Consider the following 17164-nt stretch of genomic DNA (forward strand, 5'->3'; position numbering starts at 1 on the left):
CAGCCCCGCGCCCCGCTACCGCCTCGCCCAGACCTGCACTCCTCCGGTTGCTCGGTGCAGTACGCACGGTCACCGGCAGCAAGTTCCTCGTCGAGAGCGACCACGCCCGCATCCTGGTCGACTGCGGGCTCTTCCAGGGTTTCGCGGACCTGCGCCGTCGCAACTGGGACAAGCCCGGCTTCGACGCCTCCGACCTCCGCGCCGTGGTCGTGACCCATGCTCACCTGGACCACTGCGGCTATCTGCCGCGCCTGGTCCGGCACGGCTTCCGTGGTCCGATCCTCTGCACCCCCGGTACGGCCCGCCTCGCCGAGATCGTGCTCCGCGACAGTGCCCGCCTCCAGATGGAGGTCGCCGAGCACGCCAACAGTCACGGCTGGTCCAAGCACCGCCCCGCCAAGCCGCTCTACGACGACTCGGACGTCGAGAACACGTTGAAGTTCTTCGACCCGGTCGAGGTCGGCAGCGAGATCGAGATCATGGCCGGAACGAAGCTGACGCTGCACCACGGCGGACACATCCTCGGCTCAGCCTGGGCCCACCTCAGGCTGGAGGACGGCCACACCCTGGCCGTCAGTGGCGACCTTGGTCGTCCCGGGCACCCCCTGCTGCTGCCCCCGGAGCCGTTCACCGGCGCCGACGTGCTGCTGATGGAGTCCACCTACGGCGACCGCCGCCACGACCACCAGACGGCACGGCGCGAGTTCGCTGCCGTGATCACCCGAACGCTGTCGCGAGGAGGAACCGTCGTCATCCCGGCATTCGCGATCGACCGAACCGAGGTCGTCCTGCACGAGCTGGCCGAGCTGCGCGGCGACGGCACGCTGCCCCGCCACGTGCCCGTCTACGTGGACAGCCCCATGGCCCTGGCCGCCTTGGACGTGTACCGCGACGCCCTGCGGTCCCGCGCTCCCGAACTGCGGCCCGAGATCCTGGCCCAGGGCGAGGCGGTGTTCAGCCCAGAGCCCTTCCTGGCCGCCCGTACCGTCCAGGAGTCCATCGACATCAACAGCACCACAGGCCCCGCGGTCATCGTCTCCTCCGCCGGCATGGCCACCGGCGGCCGAGTCCTGCACCACCTGCACCGGCTGCTGCCCGACCCCCGCAACGCCGTCGTGATCGTCGGCTTCGCCGCGGCCGGCACTCGGGCGCGTGACCTCGTCGACGGAGTCCGCACCCTCAAGATGTTCGGCGAGTACGTTCCCGTACGCGCCGAGGTGGCCGACGTACCCCACTTCTCCGCCCACGCGGACGCCGACCAGATCATCGACTGGCTGCGCGACGCCCCGCCCCCACACACCACCTACCTCGTCCATGGCGAGGAGACCGCCGCCGAGACCCTCCGAGACCGCATCGACCACGAGCTGGGATGGACGGCCGTCGTACCCAAATCCGGCGAGGCCGTCCTGGTCCGCTGACCCGGGCCGTATGGGCCCTGCGGTATGCACCGCGAGGCCCTCCCGCACCCCAAGAGACCGGCACGACCCTGAAGGGGAACGGTTGGAGGCACACCATGACCGCCATGACCACTCTCCTCGACGAGATGGAACCCGAAGCACGCCAGGCTCTGCTCGCCCACGCCCACCGCGTGGACATCCCCGCCGGAACCCGCATCTTCAAGGAACGGCAGCGGGCCGACCGCTTCTGGATCATCGAGAACGGCACCGTCGACCTCGACCTGCACGTCCCCGGCCACAAGGCCGCCGTCGTCGACACCCTCGGTTCAGGAGAGCTCCTCGGCTGGTCATGGATGGTCCCGCCCTACTCCTGGCACCTCGGCGCCGTCACCACCCACCCCGTTCGGGCGCTCGAATTCGACGCCGAGGCCGTACGGAAGCTCTGCGACGAGAACGCCGCCGTGGGCCGTTGCATATCGACCGCTGTCGCCGCAGTCATCGCCCGTCGCCTCGACTCGGCCCGTACCCGGATCCTCGACCTGTTCGCGCCCCACCACAGCGACATGCCGCTCGCCTACGCCCGCTGAGGACCAGCCATGACCTCCACCCCGTACACCGTCAACGACGTCATGACGAAGACCGTCGTCACCGTCACCGCAGCCGCCGAATTCAAAGAGATCGCCACCGCGATGGAGCGCTGGAAGGTCACCGCGGTCCCGGTCATCGAAGGCGAAGGCCATGTCGTCGGCGTCGTCTCCGAAGCCGACCTCCTCACCAAGGAGGAGTTCCACGAACACGGACCGAGCCTCATCGAGCAGATGCGCCGCCTCGGCGACACCGCGAAGGCCGGATCGGTCCGCGCCGAGCAGTTGATGACCACACCCGCCGTCACGATCCGCCCCGACGCCACGCTCCCCCAGGCCGCCCGCCTGATGGCCGACCGCCACATCAAACGGCTTCCAGTCGTCGACGCCGACGGCACCCTCCTCGGCATCGTCAGCCGCGCCGACCTCCTGAAGGTCTTCCTCCGCGCCGACGACGACCTGGCCGCCGAGGTCCGCCGCGAGGTCGTCGACCGTCTCTTCCCCCTCTCGCACCGTGACATCACGGTCGACGTCACGCACGGGATCGTCACCCTGTCGGGAAGGACCCGCGACCCGCACCTCATCCCCGTGGCCACGCGCCTCGCCCGGGCCGTCGAAGGTGTGGTCGGCGTGCACTGCCGGCTCGAAGGCCCCGCCTCTGCGTAAGCGCCATGTCAGCCTTACGGGGCCAGGTCCCGCTTCATCAGCAACGCGTGGCCGAGAACGAGCCCCACGACTCCGACCCCGACCAGAACTCCCAGCTGCGGCCACAGCACATGTCCCTGTGCCAGTGCGTCACCCGGTGTGTAGTAGTGGAAGGGGCTGATGAACCGCAGGGGCGCCGCCTTCGACCAGGCCAGCGCGATGAAGTTCACCGCGAAGCCGACCGCCCCGATGGCGATCGTCGCACCGATCACCTGCGCGCGTCGGCTCCCCCAGGCCGACACGGCCAGGGCCGGTCCGGCCAGGCACAGCGCGAAGCCGCACCCCATCAGCCCCGCCGCGAAGACACCGCTCAACGGCACGTCCCGGTGGATGTCCGGGGACAACCAGACGCCTGCCGCCACCGTCAGCGTCGCTGCGGCGTTGAGGGCGAGGGCGGCGATCACCACGGCGGCGGTCCGCTCGGCGAGGAGCCGGTTGCGGCTCACGGGGCGCACCACGATGAGCTCGATCGTCCCGGATTCCACGTCGGCCGCCACCGCGGCCGCGGCCAGCGCCCCGATAGCGGTCAGCTGCATGGCGATCCAGAAGGGATGCACCAATCCGGCCCCGAGCAGCCCCGGGTAGCTGGCGATCGATACGTCTCCGCCCGAGCCGCTGAACGCACGGTACGCCGACGGAGGGCCCTTCCCGCCCGCAGAGAAGAGCTGCCCGGGCGCGATCGTGTTCGCCACCACCACGATCAGGGCCTCGAAGGCGACCATCCCCACCATGAGGGCCACCAGCATCCGCCGACGCCGGTGCAGTGCCAGCCACAGCAGGGGCCACCGCGTCTTCACGGCGCGGCCTCCTCCGCCTTGCCGTTGCGGTACAGATCCAGGAACGCCTCGTCCAGACCCGCCTCCTCCACGATGACGTCGGCCACCCCCAAGGCCAGCAGCTCACGCAGTGCTTCCACCACCTCGCTCGGAGGTACGAGGAGCTCCACCCGATCGCCCTCCCAGCGGGGCGCCCACTGTTCCGCGCGCCCCAAAGGGCGCATCCCCTTCCCGTCAGCGAAGGCCAGACGAATCCGCCGCGCCCGCGCCTCCCGGAGGGCGGCCACGCTCTCCACGGTTACCAGGCGCCCTTCCCGGACGATCGCCACGCGTCCGCAGGCCCGCTGCACCTCCGGCAGCACGTGGCTGGACAACAGCACCGTGCGGCCGTCGGCCGCTGCCTGCTCCATCAACTCGAAGAACGTTTCCTGGACCAGAGGGTCCAGCCCCTCGGTCGGCTCGTCCAGGACCACCAGCTGGGGATCGTGCTGCAGCGCCTGCACCAGGCCCAGTTTCTGCTTCATGCCGCGCGAGTACCCGCCCACCGTGCGCCGCAGGACCGCGGGCGTCAGCCCCAGCCGCTCGCACAGCTCAGCTCGCCTCGTGCAGGGCCGGCCTTGGAGTGAACACAGGAGGTCGAGGGTCTGCGCCCCGGTGAGCTCCGGGTACAGCCGCAGCTCACCCGGGAGATAGCCGAGTTCCCGAGCCACCCGGCGGTGATCGGCGAGCGGGTCCATCCCCAGCACCCGGACGTGTCCGGCGGTTGGGCGCAGCAAACCCGTCAGGCACCTGAGCGTGGTGGTCTTGCCCGCCCCGTTGGGCCCGAGGAAGCCGAACACCTCGCCCCGACCGATGCCGAGCGTGAGTTCCTCCACCCCGACCACGGCCCCGTATCGCTTGGTCAGTCCCCTGAGCTCAATCGCATCCATGGCACCCACCCCACCAGTCTGTGCCCTGGCCCAGGCCGACGCGCAGCGAGCAGGGAGCCTCCCTGGGACAGCGCGGCACCCGAAGACACCCGTGCCGTTCTGCGCCACGGCTCGGGTGTCACGCGGGCCTCCGCCGGGCGCAGCGCATGGCCCGGACTCCGGCGGAGGTCGCATACGGGGCCGTGCTCCAAGAGTCCGCCCAACGGGTCGACCGCACGTCGGCCTGCGGTTGTCACCACCTGACACCTGGTCGCATGTCGGCCTGCGCATCGTCTGCCGTCTCTACGAGATGAGCGGATGCGCTGCACGACGGAGCCGACGTAGCCGCTTCAGTCGGACGGCAGCCGGCGGACGCGAGCGCCGAACACACGCCACCGCCGCTCATTGTCGCGCACAAGCGTTGCCGATTCCGCGAGGAGGTCCGCCGCCCGGTCGAGCAGCTCGGACGCCGAGAAGAGGTACGCAGGGGCGTTCCGCTGGGACCCCAGGTCAGCTCGCAGCGCCGCGGGAGAGAACTTGACCCGATCCAACAAGTCAATGGAGCGGCGCAGCAGATGGGCAACCAGCGCCAGCAACCCCGCCGACTGCCAGTCGTTGGCGACGATGCGGTGCCGCTCCCCGAGCAGATCGGCAAGCACTGGATAGGCAGCCAAGAGGCCGACGGCCTCCCATGCCTGCTCCATCGCGTGCGCCAGCCAGATTCCGGTCTGCTCACTGTCTTCCGCGATTTCCCTGACATCCCGCTTCAGCCGCTGAAGCTCGACGGGCTCGTCCGCTCCTTCCATGAAGAGGATCCCCGACTCCGCGACAAGTCCGGGGGCATTCAGATCCTCCGCACCTGCGAACGGATTCCCTACCGACTCACCGACGTCGGTCACACTCCATCTGTCCGCCAGCGACTTCAGCGCCCGGGACCGCGCCTGAAGCTCGCCCGCCTGCCGCAGCGGAGCCTGTGCGTAGAACTGCTCGTGTTCGCGATGGAACCGGGCTAGGTTGACGATCACCTGCAACAACGGTTCAGGAGGGATGGACGTCGTCTGCTCCTCGGGCATGCGAGAAGTGTCCGCCCGAAGCGGCGCCCACCGGTTGACAACACGCCCCCCTCGTCGCGGACCGAGACCAGCGAGGCCACCACCGCAGTCGCCGAATCTCCCCCTGCCGGTGCAGAGCCAACCGCAGCGGAGCCCATCGGCCCCCGGCGTCGCAGCAGCCGTCGCGGCTCCCTCACCAGGAGCGCAGGCCGCTCTACGGGCGGAGCCGAACCCATCCCGGAGGCGAACCGGGCATGGCACACCCCGTTGAGCACCACACGACGGGCAAAGAGCGCAGCACGTCGGTGCTGGATGTACGGGACCTGGTGTGCGACACCCGGCAGAGCACGGCTGCGGCTGTACTCGGACGCCGGGCCGGGTGCGCTCTCAATCACGGGCTGCTGAACTTCCGGTCTGAGGCCGTGATGCGGCAGGGTTCCGGCCTGCCGTGCTTTCACCGACCCGTACCCGCGCCCCCGCGGTGCGACGGGCTGAGGCGCGTGCCTGCAGGCCACGGCGCAGGATGCTGGTGGGTGCACAGCGCGGGTTTCCGTTGAAGTCGGCGGGCGGGTACAGGCTGTCGAGCAGGTCCAGGAGGCGGCGGGGCTGTGGCTGCCAGTTGTCGGCGAAGAACGCGATGCCGCGTCCGTCGAGACGGCGGACGAATTCGAGGAGGCCGCGCAAGCCGGTGACGTCGATGAACCTCAGGCTCCGCATGTCGCAGGCCACCATCACGACACCGTCGTCGAGGGCGGCCTGCGTCTCGTCGAGAGCAGACCGGGTGTCGAGGTCGAGCTCACCAGCGGGGGTGAGGTGCACGATCGGCCCGTAGCGCCTGATCGGCATGCGGAAGTCCATGTCGTCTCACCTCGCCCTGATCGGCTGGTTCGGTGCACGCCTGACGCATACGGCCCGGCGCGGCCGCGTCGATAGTCCCGCTGCCCCGAAACCGTCCGCAAGCCGGTCCCGGGGAGCTCGGAGGCCGGGTCAGGCGGCGTGCTGGGGCTGGCACAGTTCTGCCTGGCCGAAGAGGAGGGCGTAGCCGCCGGGAAGCTGCTGGAGGATGCGGGTGAGGAGGTCGGGCCCGGCGAGGCGGGCGACGACGGCGAGTACGGCTCCCGTGTCCCAGCGGGCGATGGCGGGGGTGGCACCGGATCGTGCGGCCATGTCTTTGACGAAACCCCAGCCGGTGAGGTGCTCGGTGTCGGGAATCTGAGCGGTCAGGGCGAGGGCGGCCTCGGCGGGCAGGGCCTGGGCAAGGTCGACGCGTTCCTTGCCGGTGACCTGCCGACCGAGGGCGACCAGGACGGTACGGACGGCTTCCTCGGCGCGTTCCCGGGTGGGGTAGGCGCCTTCGTAGCGCACGCGTTCCAGCATCTGGTCGAACGTCATGGCCACGGCGGACGGGTTCGGTCGAGGCTGGTCGTACATGGTGCAGCGGCTTTCTCGTGAAGGGCCCGCCATTCGGGCGGGCGGTGTCGGGGATCAGGTGGGCCGGTGGCCGAAGAGGAGGTCGTAGCCGGGCGGGAGCTGCAGCAGAACCTCGTGCAGGAGGGCGTCTCCCGCCGCTGCAGCCACGGTGGAGAGGACCGCGCCGATGTCCCACAGGGCCGTCTTCTCGGTGGCGCCTTCGATCCAGGCCGCAGTCGCGCGGACGAAGCGTTCGGGGGAAAGTGGTTCCGCGGCCTGCAGGGGGTTGAGCAGGATCAGAGCGTACGTCTCGGGGAGGCGTGCGGCGAGTTCGGCCCGCACGTTGCCCACCAAGTGGGCACCGAGCAGGGCCATGACGACGCGGGCCGTGCGTTCCGCCTCTTCCCGGGTCTGGTACTCGCCGCCTTCCTGGACGTGGTCGAGGAACGCCTCCTGGCGCATCGGCATCACGTCACCTCCAAGGGAGCGTGTGTGTGCGGAGGACGGGTACCGGAGGGAGGGGTTCCCGTCCTCCGCGGTACGGCGGTTCAGCCGGAGATCTGCTTGCGGCCGGACTCGCCGCCGATGGCGATCTTCCGCGGCTTGGCGCGCTCGGCGATCGGGATGCGCAGGGTCAGGACACCCGCGTCGTAGTCGGCTTCGATGTGCTCGGTGTCGAGGGTGTCGGCCAGCATGACCTGGCGGGAGAAGACACCCAGGGGCCGCTCTGAAAGCTCCATCTGCACGCTGTCACCGCTCGCCGCGGGCCTGCGCTCGGCCTTCACGGTCAGCATGTTCCGCTCGACGTCGATGTCGATCGCCTCGGTGACAAGCAAGGAGTCATCTGGAGGATGACATGCTACGGAGAGTGCCATGAACGAGGCCGTCGAGCCGCCGGCACCGGTTCCCTTCCTCGCCGCGGCCGCGGCGCTGGAGGCCATCGACCGGGCCCTCAAGGACGCGCAGGGATCAAACGCGGGATCACCGAGGACTACGACGGCAGTGTCCGAGCCGGACTCGGGCCCACACCCGGCCCTGGCCGCGCTGCTGATGCTGCGCGAGATTCGCGAGCAGCTCTCCGGCTGGGAGGGCGGCCTGATCGAAACCGCCCGCGGCCGGGGGGCCAGCTGGGCCGACCTCGCCGGCCCCCTCGGCGTCGCCAGCCGACAGGCCGCCGAACGGCGCTACCTGCGCCTGCGGCCCGGCAGGGACGGCAGCACCGGCGAGGAACGCGTCCAGGCCACCCGCGACACCCGCGCGGCAGAGCGCAGCGTGAACGCCTGGGCCCGCGACAACGCGGCCGACCTTCGCCGCCTCGCCGGCCAGATCACCGCACTCACCAGCCTTCCGGGCGGCGCCGAGACTGCCATCGGAGACCTGAACCTGGCCCTCGCCGACGGCGACGCCGCCCGCCTCGTTCGCCCCCTGACCGACACCCGGCCCCATCTGAGACCCGAGGACGCCGCCCTCGCCGAACGCCTCGACGCCCTCACCCGCCACACCGACCAGCTCCGCCAGGACACCCACGACCAGCGCAGCACGTGACCCGCACCCCGAGCCACCTCACCAGCCGACGTGCGCGGCAGCCGGCGAGCGCCGAGCCCCGGGCTGCCGTCTTCTCGGCCATTTCGTTTCGGTGTCGCATTCCGGCGCCGGACATGACAGGGCTCGGCCGGGTGGCTACCTCCCGGCCGAGCCCTGCGTGCGTGGGGTCCAGCGTGGCTCAGAAGTGTTCCTCCGGCAGGTCGCGCTTGTCTCGGAGCTGCTCTTCCTCGCGGCGGTGCTCGCGTTCCGGGTCCTCACCGCGCTTCCTCCGGGAGGACTGGGCGGTCCCAGGATGGACCGGGTCCCGGCCGGGGCGGCGCATGGCTTCCGTCTACTCGCGCCCCAGGCCGGGTTTCCGGCGCTTGTCGTGCATTCCGCCCATGACCCTGCGGCACCTCAATGCCTGGGATTTCCCCCCGTCGCACTGTCACCGATCGCATCATTTCAATGGCAGATCGTGGCGGACGGGTGATGCCCGCAAAGGAGCGGCACGCGTCGAGAGGCGCAGGGCTGGGCGGGCCCCGAGGATGAATGCGGCCCCTTATCCCCGCTGTGAGGAGTTCCTTCCATGCTGGAGCGAAAGCCGCGCAAGAACCGCACCGAGGTCACTTTCGTCCTGCCCGCCGATTCCCCGCCCGGCCCGGTCAGCGTGGTCGGCGACTTCAACGACTGGCAGCCCGGCGCCCATACGCTGGCGCCGCGCCGTGACGGCACCCGGGCCGTGACCGTTGCCCTGCCCGAAGGCAGTGAGCACTCCTTCCGCTACCTGGCCGCCGGTGACTACTGGTTCGACGAAGAGGGCGCCGACGGCCACGACGGCATCAACAGCCGCCTGCACACCTGAACGGCCCAGCGGATGTGACCGGCGGCCGCGGGTTCGCGTCGGAGGTACCGACGCGTGTCCCGGCCCCGCCATCTGGGGCCGGATCCGTGTGACGGCCCTGCCTACCGTGCCCGGCGGCAAGGGCCGTCGTTCGCGTTCAGGTCCCCGCAGGCAGTCCGACCCCAGGCAAATGCAGGCCGCGCCTGCGCGACGCTCAAGATCATGCATCCAGGACCGACAGGAGCCTGCCGTGGAATCTCCCCACGGTCCATGGCCGGCCCTGGCCAGGCATGCGCGGTCAAGCCGGCTCATCGACGTGCGCTCATCCGGCGGCGTGAGCCGGCACCTCGTCCTTTCCACGGTGAACCGCGGGGGTGAGCGGCCACGGCGCGAAGGGGACAGGTCCCCTGGTGCGCACGGCCTCCACCGCGCACTGTTGTACCGAGTGAGCCTCCTCGGAGGACGGGCAGGGCACAGGACTGCCGACCAGCGTGCACCACTTCGACGCGCCCGCGTACTGGACGGCAACATGTGCCTGCCCTGCGTCCCAGGTGGTGCGGACCGTCAGTTCCCCGGTGAGGGATCCCGCTTCGGCGGTGAGCACCCCGCCGGAGCCGGTGAACACCCCTGGGGTGGTCCATGTTGTGGAGGCCATGTCAGATCACCTCGGAACAGGTCGGTCTGTCCTCATGTCATGGTCTGCCGCCGGGGCGGAGCAGCACAGGGCCATGCGGTCCCACAACGGGGGTCCGCTCGGCCCTCGCCGACTCCGGCACCCCGTCCTACGGTCAACCACATGGATCCAGTGGGAAGGAGCCGGACGATGAACGTGTCCGCGTACATGTCCGCCCCCGCCGTGTCCGTCAACGCCACCACGACGATCGGGGAGGCGGCCCGATGCATGGACCTCCACGGCGTCGGCTGCTTGGTCGTGACGGAGGGAACAGTATTGCGCGGCATTGTCACCGACCGTGACATCGCAGTGCGCGCCGTGGCCGGAGAGTTCGACCGCGATGATCCTGTGGGAGCGGTCATGACCGCTCCGGCTGTCACCGTCGATGCCGCCCAGGACATCCACGCGGCGTACCAGACGTTCCGCAACAGCGGCGTCCGGCGCCTGCCTGTCCTGGACGGGCGGCGAGTCGTGGGCATGCTGACCGTGGACGACCTGCTCATGGACGTCTTCCGCAGGGTGGCGGACCTGCTCGGCCCGGTCGCCTGGAGCGTCCTCGAGGAGCCCCCCGGCCCCCGGGACGAGATCGGCCCGCGCGCACGAAAGCAAGGAAAGAGCCCGCCCGCTTCTCGCGGATCCTGATCGGGGCAGCTACGAATTGACTGCCCGGAGCGTGAAGCCGGTGACCACGCCCGGTCTGATCCGAACGGCATCTGATGACGGTGCGTCAGCCCAGGACTTGAGGCGCTGCGCATAGCGGTTCAGCTCGGTCGGGTCGGTGACGGCGCTGGCATAGCCGGTGGCCACCACGCTCCAGCCCAGACGGGTGTCAGGGTCGATGGCGTCGGCCTCGTAGGCCACGACGACGTCCGGACTGTCCGGGGCCGTGAGCAGGGCCGCCAGTGTCGAGCCGTCCTGAACGCGGACGATGATGTCGCCGTCGTCAAGGAGATGGTTAACCGGGCGCACGGCAGGCAGAGCATGGCGGGTGAACACGATGCGGCCCAGTCCGACGGTTCCGAGCAGCCGGAGCGCTTCCTCGGTGCCGATCTCTTCCGTTCGTCTCCGGAGCGTAGGGCCGGCAGGAGCGACGGCGGCGCTGCCGACCGGGCGGTTCTCCATCGTTGGCACCCTCCGTCCATGGGACCGGGGCGGGGTCGCGGTGTGCTCTCCAGCGTCCCCGTTCCCGACGCGCCCAGGCATAGGCCGTTCGGTCCCTGCCTGGGCCCACAGGACCCATACCCCGGGCAGACCCACTCGCCAAAACTGGATATGGACCCGAATCAGGAGGCCGTTCATGAGCACTCCTTCTCCCATCCGCATCAATGCCGCGCTGCCGGCCGACTGCCGTTCGCGCTTGATGGAGTTCGCCCGCGAGGTCAACCTCGACGAGGGGACCCGCCTCTTCCACGAGGGGGGTCGTGCGGACCGGTTCTGGATCGTCCGGTCGGGCACCGTGACCCTGGACGTGCACGTTCCCGGTCGACGCGCGGCTGTCATCGAGACCCTCGGGGCCGGGGAGCTGGTCGGCTGCTCGTGGCTGTTCAAGCCCTACATGTGGCGCCTCGGCGCCGAGGCGATGACACCGGTCCGTGCCTACGAGTTCGACGCGGTGGAGGTCCGATCCCTGATGGATTCCGATACCACCTTCGGCTCGGCCCTGGGCCATTGGGTGGGGCAGGTCCTCTCCCATCGGCTACAAGCCGCTCGGATCCGCCTGCTTGATCTGTACGCGCCCTACGGCAGCGGCAGTTTCCTCTGACCCGCGACCGACGGGGGGCACGGTGACGGTGAGGACACCGTCGGCGGCAACGATCGACGCCTCAGAACGGGTGGCTTCGGCGTGACGGGCGGTGGTTCGTCAGGGCCTCCCCGATGACGGCGGGCATCTCGTCCGCGACTTCGGGTGATGCGTCCGTGTCGATGAGGCCCTCCATGCGCAGGGCCAGGGCGAAGCCGAGGGCTGCCGCGGCTTCGGCCACGGCCTGGACGGTGCGGGAGCGCAGTTTGGGCGAAGCGCCGAAACGAAACCGGCGAGCCTCCAGTCGTCACCGTTGACACCCAGTGCGCCGTACTCGGCGTCCACGAGGACGACGGCGGCCTCGACGATACCGTGCAGAACGTGGGGCAGGTCGAGCTCACGGCCGACCGACATGACGGCCTCCAGCAGGCTGTTCAGCCGGTCGCGAGTGCCCCGGACCTCGTCGATGCGGACTTGGCGCTCTTCGAGGAGCCCTCCGGCCATCGGAGGCCGTGCCGGGCGACCACCTCCACGGTAGTCTCGGCAAGATGTCCCTTCCGGTCTGGGTGCTATTGCTCCGTACGGCGGGGCCTGCCCGACTCGGCATGCAGGTGCCGGACGTGGGCGGCCGGGCCGGGGAAGAACACGGTGGTACGACCCGTGTCGGACCAGCGCACGTCGTAGGGCGGGGTGCCGTCCTCATGATGGAGGGCGATGACTTCGCCGTCGCGGCCTGGCCTTCCGACGGTGGAGCCACCCACGACGATCTGGTCGCCCACCTCGGCGTGCACTCCGGTTCCCGGTACGTACGTCTTCATGATCATGCCTTTCCGTGGAACGCGCCCCGGAGGATCCGGGCGGCGACAAACGCCCCGAGGCCAGCTGCGGCAGCGAGCCCCGTACCGGACCAGCCCACGGGCTCGGTGTCGAGCAGGGACTGGAGTGCGGGCACGTACAGAGCGGCTGTCGCCAGGAGCGCGGAGACCGCTACGGAGGCGGGGAGGAAGAGGTTCTGCCTGATGAGCAGTCGGGCGCGCAGGCCCAGGGCCACTCCGAGCTGGGCCGCCAGCAGGGCCAGGAAGAGCACGCTCTGCCAGGGCAGGTCCATAGCACGTGCGACGATGCCGGCGGCCAGGCTCAAGGTCGTCACAACTGCGGCGAGTACCAGGAGGCGTTGCCACACGCCCGCGGCCAGGATGTGCTGTCCGGGCGGGCGCGGTGGGCGTCGCATGGCCTGCGGAGTGACGGGTTCGGCGCCCATGGCCACGCCCGTCAGCCCGTGGGTGAGGAGGTTGATCCACAGGATCTGGCCTGCCCGCAGGGGCAACGCCAGGCCGAGCACCGGGCCTGCCAGCATCACCAGTATCTCGGCGGCTCCGCCCGCCATGGCGTAGACGAGGAAGCGCCGGATGTTGTCGTAGACGCGGCGGCCTTCCTCTACAGCCTTCACCACGGTGGACAGCTCGTCGTCGGTGAGCACGAGGTCCGCCGCCTGGCGGGCGACCTCGGTTCCGCGGGCGCCCATGGCCACACCGATGTCAGCCTGGTGGAGGGCGGGGCCGTCGTTGACGCCGTCCCCGGTCATGGCCGTTACAGCGCCCCGGGCGCGCCATGCGCGGACGATGTCCAGCTTCTGCTGCGGGTCGGTCCGGGCGAAGACACGGATCCGGGTCAGGTCGGTATCCGGGGCCGCGGCCAGTTCCGGCCCGGTGAGGACCTCACTGGCGAATCCGTCCTCGACGAGGCCGGTACGCACGGCGATGGCTTGGGCCGTCGCCGGATGGTCGCCGGTGATCAGGACGGGGGTGATGCCCGCCGCGCGGCATGCTTCCAGGGTCGTGGCGGCCGACGCTTTGGGCGGGTCACTGATGGCGACGAGGCCCAGGAGGCTCAGTCCGTGCTCGGCCTCGGGAGCCGGCCGGTCCCACACGAGTCGCTCGGTTCCTGCCACGGCCAGGACCCGAAAGCCTTGCGCGGCCAGAAGAGCGGCCTGACGGCGGGCCCCGTCCAGAAGCTCCTGCGGTGCGGCAAGCACCTCGGCGGTCAGTACCGCCTCCGGCGCGCCCTTGAGGCATACCAGGACGTTTCCGTCCGGAAGATGGTGCAGTGTGGTCATACGCTTGCGGAGGCTGTCGAAGGGAGCTTCCGCGAACCGGGGACAGTCCCGGTGCAGGGCGGCCTGGTCCGGGCAACCCGCTCTCGCGGCTGCCGCCAGCAGCGCGGCCTCCATCGGATCGCCCACAGCCGTCCACATGTCCGAGCCCTTTCCGGGGGGCCGCAGGCCGGCGTCGTTGCACAGGGCCGCCGTCGTGAGCAGTTCCTGCAGTGGCCGGAGCTGGTCTGCCGCCAGGGGCTGCCCTTCTCGGGTCAGGCTTCCCAGCGGCTCGTAGCCGCTGCCGGTCACATCTGCGGTGCCGGAGGGCGTCCACAGGTGCTGGACCACCATGCGCCCCTCGGTGAGGGTGCCCGTCTTGTCCGTGGCCAGGATGCTCACGGAGCCAAGGGTTTCCACGGCCGGCAGACGGCGGACCAGGGCGTTGCGGGCTGCCATCCGGCGCGCTCCGAGCGCGAGGGCGAGTGTGACCACGGCGGGGAGGGACTCCGGCACTGCGGCGACAGCCAGGCTGATGGAGGTCACGGCCATCGTGCTCCACGGGAGGCCCCGTGCCAGGCCCAGGGCGAAGAACAGCACGCACAGGGCGATGGTGACGGCCGCCAGGATCCGGCCCAGTGATGCGAGGCGACGCTGGAGCGGGGTGAGGTCCCGGCCCGTGTCGAGGAGAGCCGCGATGCGCCCGAGGGCACTCGCCGGCCCCGTGGCGGTCGCGGTAGCGGACCCTCGGCCACGGACGACGACGGTGCCTGCGCTGACCGTGTCGTCCGCCGTCTTGTCCACCGGCTCGGATTCGCCCGTGAGCATGGATTCGTCCACCAGGAGTGCGGATGCCTCGGTCAGGTCGGCGTCTGCGGCGACGATGTCCCCCTCCCCCAGCAGCAGGACGTCACCCGGCACCACCAGTGCCGCCGGAACCTCGTGCGGGGTGCCGTCGCGCAGCACTCTCGCGTGCGGGGCGGAGAGGGCGGAGAGCGCGGCGACAGCGCGGTCCGCCCGGACTTCCTGCGCCACTCCCACGGTCGTGTTGAAGACGACCACCAGGCCGATGACGACGGCGTCCGGGTGGTCCCCGATCGCTATGGTCAGCACCATGGCCCCGAGGAGCACCATGATCAACGGGTCGCGGAGTTGGGCCAGCACCCGTCGGTGCAGCGGCGTGGACCGTGGGGGTGCGACTTCGTTCCTGCCGTACCGGGCCAGGCGGCGCTTGGCTTCGGCCTGGGTGAGCCCCGGTCCCGCCGGGAAGCCGACAGGCCGCGTGGTGGTCGTACGTATGGTCATGGCGGCGTCATTCGCTCGGCACGGTGATCACAGGGCAGTGCGCACGGTGCAGGAGGCCGTGGACGACGGAACCGAGGCTCATTCCGGTGTATCCGCCGCGACCCCGGCGGCCTACCACCAGGGCCAGGGCGTGCTCGGCCGCCCGCGCCAGTTCCTCGACCGGGTGGCCCGTCATGGCCTCGTGGGTGACATGCACGTCGGGGTACTTGTCCGACAGGCCTGCGGTGGCCTCGGAAAGCAGTGCGCGCTGTGCCCGCAGGGCGACTTCCTCGTCGTTCGGCATGAACAGGGCTGGTTGCCACACGCAGACGACCCGGAGCGCCGCTCCGCGCAGGTCCGCCTCGTCGAAGGCGAATGTCAGCGCGGCCGTGGCGGATGCGCTTCCGTCGAGGCCGACGACCACGTAGGGCGACTGCCGGCTGATGTGCTCCCCCTCGCCCACGACGACGACCGGGCAACTGGCCTGGGCGCTGACGGGGACCACAATGGAGCCCGCGCTGAAGAACTCCGCGGTGCGGCTCAGGTGTCGCGAGCCGAGCACGACCAGCCGGGCCTCCTTGGCCACCCTGCCCAGGACAGGGGCGGGGAACCCGTGGAGCAGGTCGCCGGTGACGTCCACCTCCGGGTGACGGGCGTGTACCCAGTTGCGGGCCTGCTCGAGTCTGTCGGCTCCCGCCCGTCGCAGGGCCATGTGGCCGGGGGTGTCGTCGACGTGGTGGGTGTCGTGCTGCGGCGCCACCGCGAGCACCAGGCGCAAGGGAAGCCGACGGCGGTGCGCCTCGTCGGCGGCCCAGGCGAGGGGCAGATGCCAGTCCCTGGCTGGGTCGATCCCGACGACGATGTCTCGGCCCTTGCGGCCGGTCATGGCCTGCTCCCGAAGTCGCTGCCCATCCGGGGAATGAGGAGGACGGGGCAGTGCGCGTGGTGCAGGACGCTGTGCGTGGCCCTGCCCAGGCTGCGGGTAATCCCGAGGGCGCCGGGGACCCGGCGGCCGCCCATGACGAGCAGGTCGGCGCGGCGGGAAGCCTCGACCAGGACGCCGGCCACGGAGATGCTCTTCTCGGCGTCGGCCCGCACCTCGAGGTCGGGGAACTCGTCGCGGACCGCGTCGGTGACGGCACGCAAGGCTTCCGCGTGCGTGGCCGCGATCTCGTCGACGTCGTCGAGCATGCTCACAACCAGGCCTACGGACTGCAGGATGTTCCAGACGTGCAGGAGTCGGAGCGATCCCTTGCGCAGTACGGCCTCGCACGCGGCGTAGCGGGCGTACAGGAGGTCGTGCTCGTCACGGATGGCGGCGAGGACGGTTCCGGTCTCCTTGGCCCCGTCGAGGCCCCGGACAATGACGACCGGGGTCATGGCGGCAGCCGCGACGTCCAGGCCGACCGAGCCGAGCATGAGCGAGTCGAATCCGCCGACGCCGCGATTGCCCACCACGATGGTGCCGTGCAGGGCACCGGCCCGGTGGAGGGTGCTGACGGCGTCGGCTCGGCTGAACTCCGTGCTCACGCGCAGACCTGGGTACTGGTCGGTAACAGCCTTCGCCGTTTCGTCCAGGAGTTCCCGGCCGTTGGCGCGGACCCGTTCGATGATCTCCGCCGACAGGTAGAGGGTCCTGCCGTCGGTGTCGGCCCCGTAGACGATGTGCAGGGGGCGGTCGCGGCGTGCGGCCTCTGCTGCTGCCCACATGGCGGCCGTACGTGCCGCGTTCGAGCCGTCGACGCCAACAACCACTGAACTGGTATCCGGGGTGCGGAAGGTGCTTTCCACGGTTCCTCCCAACCGATAAGCCGACGGGGGACACCACTCACGGTGGCACTGCCGACGCGCTCGGGAGAGGGCCGCCCGGGACCGCGATCGGGACCAAAGGTCCCCATCGTCCCGCGCGCCGCCGCTCCGCCCGAGGGCCATCGCCCTCCCGGCCCCTTCTTGTCCGTCCAGGGGCGGAGATCGCCGCGTACGGGGTCGTGGAGCAGGGCGAGAGCGAGGTCGACGAGTCGATGGTGAATTCGACCGATGGCCGCTGCGCCCACCCGAGCTGCCTGCCCGGTCCCAGGGTGCCTCGCCCCAGACCGGTCCGAAAGTTCACCAGGATCTTGCCCGGATGCCGCAGCGGTCACCGGCTACCCGATGCTCCCGTCAGAACTACCAGC

21 protein-coding genes and 1 pseudogene are annotated in these 17164 nt (G+C 70.4%); 7 read left to right on the forward strand and 15 right to left on the reverse strand.

The annotated features are described in order from the left end of the window. Positions 1 to 47: 47 nt before the first annotated feature. The 3 genes from OG753_RS04830 to OG753_RS04840 all read left to right on the forward strand — a co-directional run bounded on the left by OG753_RS04830 (position 48) and on the right by OG753_RS04840 (position 2647). On the forward strand, positions 48 to 1418 hold the full coding sequence (locus tag OG753_RS04830) for an MBL fold metallo-hydrolase RNA specificity domain-containing protein (RefSeq protein ID WP_405787310.1): 1371 nt from the start codon (positions 48 to 50) through the stop codon (positions 1416 to 1418). 104 nt (positions 1419 to 1522) lie between these two features. After that, on the forward strand, positions 1523 to 1984 hold the full coding sequence (locus tag OG753_RS04835) for a Crp/Fnr family transcriptional regulator (protein WP_202203272.1): 462 nt from the start codon (positions 1523 to 1525) through the stop codon (positions 1982 to 1984). 9 nt (positions 1985 to 1993) lie between these two features. After that, positions 1994 to 2647, forward strand: a complete 654-nt coding sequence (locus OG753_RS04840) for a CBS domain-containing protein (protein ID WP_053613062.1) — start codon at positions 1994 to 1996, stop codon at positions 2645 to 2647. 14 nt (positions 2648 to 2661) lie between these two features. Here OG753_RS04840 and OG753_RS04845 read toward each other — a convergent pair whose 3' ends face one another. The 7 genes from OG753_RS04845 to OG753_RS04875 all read right to left on the reverse strand — a co-directional run bounded on the left by OG753_RS04845 (position 2662) and on the right by OG753_RS04875 (position 7773). After that, positions 2662 to 3483: an ABC transporter permease subunit gene (locus tag OG753_RS04845; protein ID WP_326747011.1), complete on the reverse strand. Its 822-nt coding sequence runs from the start codon at positions 3481 to 3483 to the stop codon at positions 2662 to 2664. Further along, positions 3480 to 4391, reverse strand: coding sequence for an ABC transporter ATP-binding protein (locus tag OG753_RS04850; protein WP_326747012.1), 912 nt, complete (start codon positions 4389 to 4391; stop codon positions 3480 to 3482). The genes OG753_RS04845 and OG753_RS04850 overlap by 4 nt, the downstream gene beginning before the upstream one ends. A gap of 329 nt (positions 4392 to 4720) precedes the next feature. Next, entirely contained in the window at positions 4721 to 5443 is a 723-nt protein-coding gene (locus OG753_RS04855) for a hypothetical protein (protein WP_326747013.1), read from the reverse strand. Positions 5444 to 5809: 366 nt separating this feature from the next. Beyond that, complete coding sequence (locus OG753_RS04860; protein ID WP_326747014.1) at positions 5810 to 6280, reverse strand: STAS domain-containing protein; 471 nt, start codon at positions 6278 to 6280, stop codon at positions 5810 to 5812. 129 nt (positions 6281 to 6409) lie between these two features. Next, a complete protein-coding gene (locus tag OG753_RS04865) occupies positions 6410 to 6853 on the reverse strand; it encodes a DUF2267 domain-containing protein (RefSeq protein WP_326747015.1) in 444 nt (147 codons plus the stop codon). 54 nt (positions 6854 to 6907) lie between these two features. Further along, the gene (locus OG753_RS04870; protein ID WP_326747016.1) at positions 6908 to 7300 is read right to left on the reverse strand and encodes a DUF2267 domain-containing protein; all 393 of its coding nucleotides are present in this window, start codon (positions 7298 to 7300) and stop codon (positions 6908 to 6910) included. 80 nt (positions 7301 to 7380) lie between these two features. Then, the gene (locus tag OG753_RS04875) at positions 7381 to 7773 is read right to left on the reverse strand and encodes an Hsp20/alpha crystallin family protein (RefSeq protein ID WP_390032336.1); all 393 of its coding nucleotides are present in this window, start codon (positions 7771 to 7773) and stop codon (positions 7381 to 7383) included. Here OG753_RS04875 and OG753_RS04880 point away from each other — a divergent pair. Then, a complete protein-coding gene (locus tag OG753_RS04880) occupies positions 7706 to 8377 on the forward strand; it encodes an HSP18 transcriptional regulator (RefSeq protein ID WP_405787314.1) in 672 nt (223 codons plus the stop codon). The genes OG753_RS04875 and OG753_RS04880 overlap by 68 nt on opposite strands. A 568-nt stretch (positions 8378 to 8945) precedes the next feature. Continuing rightward, the gene (locus OG753_RS04885; RefSeq protein WP_326747019.1) at positions 8946 to 9221 is read left to right on the forward strand and encodes an isoamylase early set domain-containing protein; all 276 of its coding nucleotides are present in this window, start codon (positions 8946 to 8948) and stop codon (positions 9219 to 9221) included. A 301-nt stretch (positions 9222 to 9522) separates the two neighbouring features. On the opposite strand, the gene OG753_RS04890 is transcribed toward OG753_RS04885, so the two are convergent. Then, the gene (locus OG753_RS04890) at positions 9523 to 9855 is read right to left on the reverse strand and encodes a hypothetical protein (RefSeq protein ID WP_326747020.1); all 333 of its coding nucleotides are present in this window, start codon (positions 9853 to 9855) and stop codon (positions 9523 to 9525) included. A 168-nt stretch (positions 9856 to 10023) separates the two neighbouring features. Between OG753_RS04890 and OG753_RS04895 the strand changes: the two genes are divergently transcribed. After that, the gene (locus OG753_RS04895) at positions 10024 to 10515 is read left to right on the forward strand and encodes a CBS domain-containing protein (protein ID WP_326747021.1); all 492 of its coding nucleotides are present in this window, start codon (positions 10024 to 10026) and stop codon (positions 10513 to 10515) included. 9 nt (positions 10516 to 10524) lie between these two features. On the opposite strand, the gene OG753_RS04900 is transcribed toward OG753_RS04895, so the two are convergent. Further along, positions 10525 to 10995 (reverse strand): pyridoxamine 5'-phosphate oxidase family protein, encoded by a 471-nt coding sequence (locus OG753_RS04900; RefSeq protein WP_326747022.1) that lies wholly within the window; start codon positions 10993 to 10995, stop codon positions 10525 to 10527. 175 nt (positions 10996 to 11170) lie between these two features. Between OG753_RS04900 and OG753_RS04905 the strand changes: the two genes are divergently transcribed. Beyond that, positions 11171 to 11635, forward strand: coding sequence for a Crp/Fnr family transcriptional regulator (locus OG753_RS04905; RefSeq protein WP_405787315.1), 465 nt, complete (start codon positions 11171 to 11173; stop codon positions 11633 to 11635). Between the two features lie 61 nt (positions 11636 to 11696). Here the strand turns inward: OG753_RS04905 and OG753_RS04910 are convergent, their stop codons facing one another. The 6 genes and pseudogenes from OG753_RS04910 to OG753_RS04935 all read right to left on the reverse strand — a co-directional run bounded on the left by OG753_RS04910 (position 11697) and on the right by OG753_RS04935 (position 16781). Next, on the reverse strand, positions 11697 to 11855 hold the full coding sequence (locus tag OG753_RS04910; protein ID WP_405792991.1) for a hypothetical protein: 159 nt from the start codon (positions 11853 to 11855) through the stop codon (positions 11697 to 11699). Between the two features lie 41 nt (positions 11856 to 11896). After that, a pseudogene (locus OG753_RS04915) lies at positions 11897 to 12118 on the reverse strand (histidine kinase); the annotation flags it as partial. Between the two features lie 65 nt (positions 12119 to 12183). Continuing rightward, positions 12184 to 12438, reverse strand: a complete 255-nt coding sequence (locus OG753_RS04920; RefSeq protein ID WP_405787316.1) for a DUF1918 domain-containing protein — start codon at positions 12436 to 12438, stop codon at positions 12184 to 12186. Beyond that, positions 12435 to 15011: a cation-translocating P-type ATPase gene (locus tag OG753_RS04925; RefSeq protein WP_405787317.1), complete on the reverse strand. Its 2577-nt coding sequence runs from the start codon at positions 15009 to 15011 to the stop codon at positions 12435 to 12437. The genes OG753_RS04920 and OG753_RS04925 overlap by 4 nt, the downstream gene beginning before the upstream one ends. A 7-nt stretch (positions 15012 to 15018) precedes the next feature. After that, positions 15019 to 15876 carry a universal stress protein gene (locus OG753_RS04930; RefSeq protein WP_326747026.1) on the reverse strand — a complete coding sequence of 286 codons (858 nt, stop codon included), beginning with the start codon at positions 15874 to 15876 and terminating at the stop codon, positions 15019 to 15021. Continuing rightward, on the reverse strand, positions 15873 to 16781 hold the full coding sequence (locus OG753_RS04935; protein WP_326747027.1) for a universal stress protein: 909 nt from the start codon (positions 16779 to 16781) through the stop codon (positions 15873 to 15875). Before OG753_RS04935 ends, OG753_RS04930 begins: the two co-directional genes overlap by 4 nt. Between the last annotated feature and the right edge of the window lie 383 nt (positions 16782 to 17164).

Source organism: Streptomyces sp. NBC_00029, assembly GCF_045160505.1.
Taxonomy (GTDB): domain Bacteria; phylum Actinomycetota; class Actinomycetes; order Streptomycetales; family Streptomycetaceae; genus Streptomyces.

Excerpts from the sequence above, each read along its gene's own strand:
- OG753_RS04835 (WP_202203272.1), top strand. The coding sequence starts at position 1,523 with ATGACCACTCTCCTCGACGAGATGGAACCCGAAGCACGCCAGGCTCTG.
- OG753_RS04840 (WP_053613062.1), top strand. The coding sequence starts at position 1,994 with ATGACCTCCACCCCGTACACCGTCAACGACGTCATGACGAAGACCGTC.
- OG753_RS04850 (WP_326747012.1), bottom strand. The coding sequence starts at position 4,391 with ATGGATGCGATTGAGCTCAGGGGACTGACCAAGCGATACGGGGCCGTG.
- OG753_RS04855 (WP_326747013.1), bottom strand. The coding sequence starts at position 5,443 with ATGCCCGAGGAGCAGACGACGTCCATCCCTCCTGAACCGTTGTTGCAG.
- OG753_RS04860 (WP_326747014.1), bottom strand. The coding sequence starts at position 6,280 with ATGGACTTCCGCATGCCGATCAGGCGCTACGGGCCGATCGTGCACCTC.
- OG753_RS04865 (WP_326747015.1), bottom strand. The coding sequence starts at position 6,853 with ATGTACGACCAGCCTCGACCGAACCCGTCCGCCGTGGCCATGACGTTC.
- OG753_RS04870 (WP_326747016.1), bottom strand. The coding sequence starts at position 7,300 with ATGCCGATGCGCCAGGAGGCGTTCCTCGACCACGTCCAGGAAGGCGGC.
- OG753_RS04880 (WP_405787314.1), top strand. The coding sequence starts at position 7,706 with ATGAACGAGGCCGTCGAGCCGCCGGCACCGGTTCCCTTCCTCGCCGCG.
- OG753_RS04875 (WP_390032336.1), bottom strand. The coding sequence starts at position 7,773 with ATGGCCTCCAGCGCCGCGGCCGCGGCGAGGAAGGGAACCGGTGCCGGC.
- OG753_RS04885 (WP_326747019.1), top strand. The coding sequence starts at position 8,946 with ATGCTGGAGCGAAAGCCGCGCAAGAACCGCACCGAGGTCACTTTCGTC.
- OG753_RS04890 (WP_326747020.1), bottom strand. The coding sequence starts at position 9,855 with ATGGCCTCCACAACATGGACCACCCCAGGGGTGTTCACCGGCTCCGGC.
- OG753_RS04895 (WP_326747021.1), top strand. The coding sequence starts at position 10,024 with ATGAACGTGTCCGCGTACATGTCCGCCCCCGCCGTGTCCGTCAACGCC.
- OG753_RS04900 (WP_326747022.1), bottom strand. The coding sequence starts at position 10,995 with ATGGAGAACCGCCCGGTCGGCAGCGCCGCCGTCGCTCCTGCCGGCCCT.
- OG753_RS04905 (WP_405787315.1), top strand. The coding sequence starts at position 11,171 with ATGAGCACTCCTTCTCCCATCCGCATCAATGCCGCGCTGCCGGCCGAC.
- OG753_RS04920 (WP_405787316.1), bottom strand. The coding sequence starts at position 12,438 with ATGATCATGAAGACGTACGTACCGGGAACCGGAGTGCACGCCGAGGTG.
- OG753_RS04925 (WP_405787317.1), bottom strand. The coding sequence starts at position 15,011 with ATGACCATACGTACGACCACCACGCGGCCTGTCGGCTTCCCGGCGGGA.
- OG753_RS04930 (WP_326747026.1), bottom strand. The coding sequence starts at position 15,876 with ATGACCGGCCGCAAGGGCCGAGACATCGTCGTCGGGATCGACCCAGCC.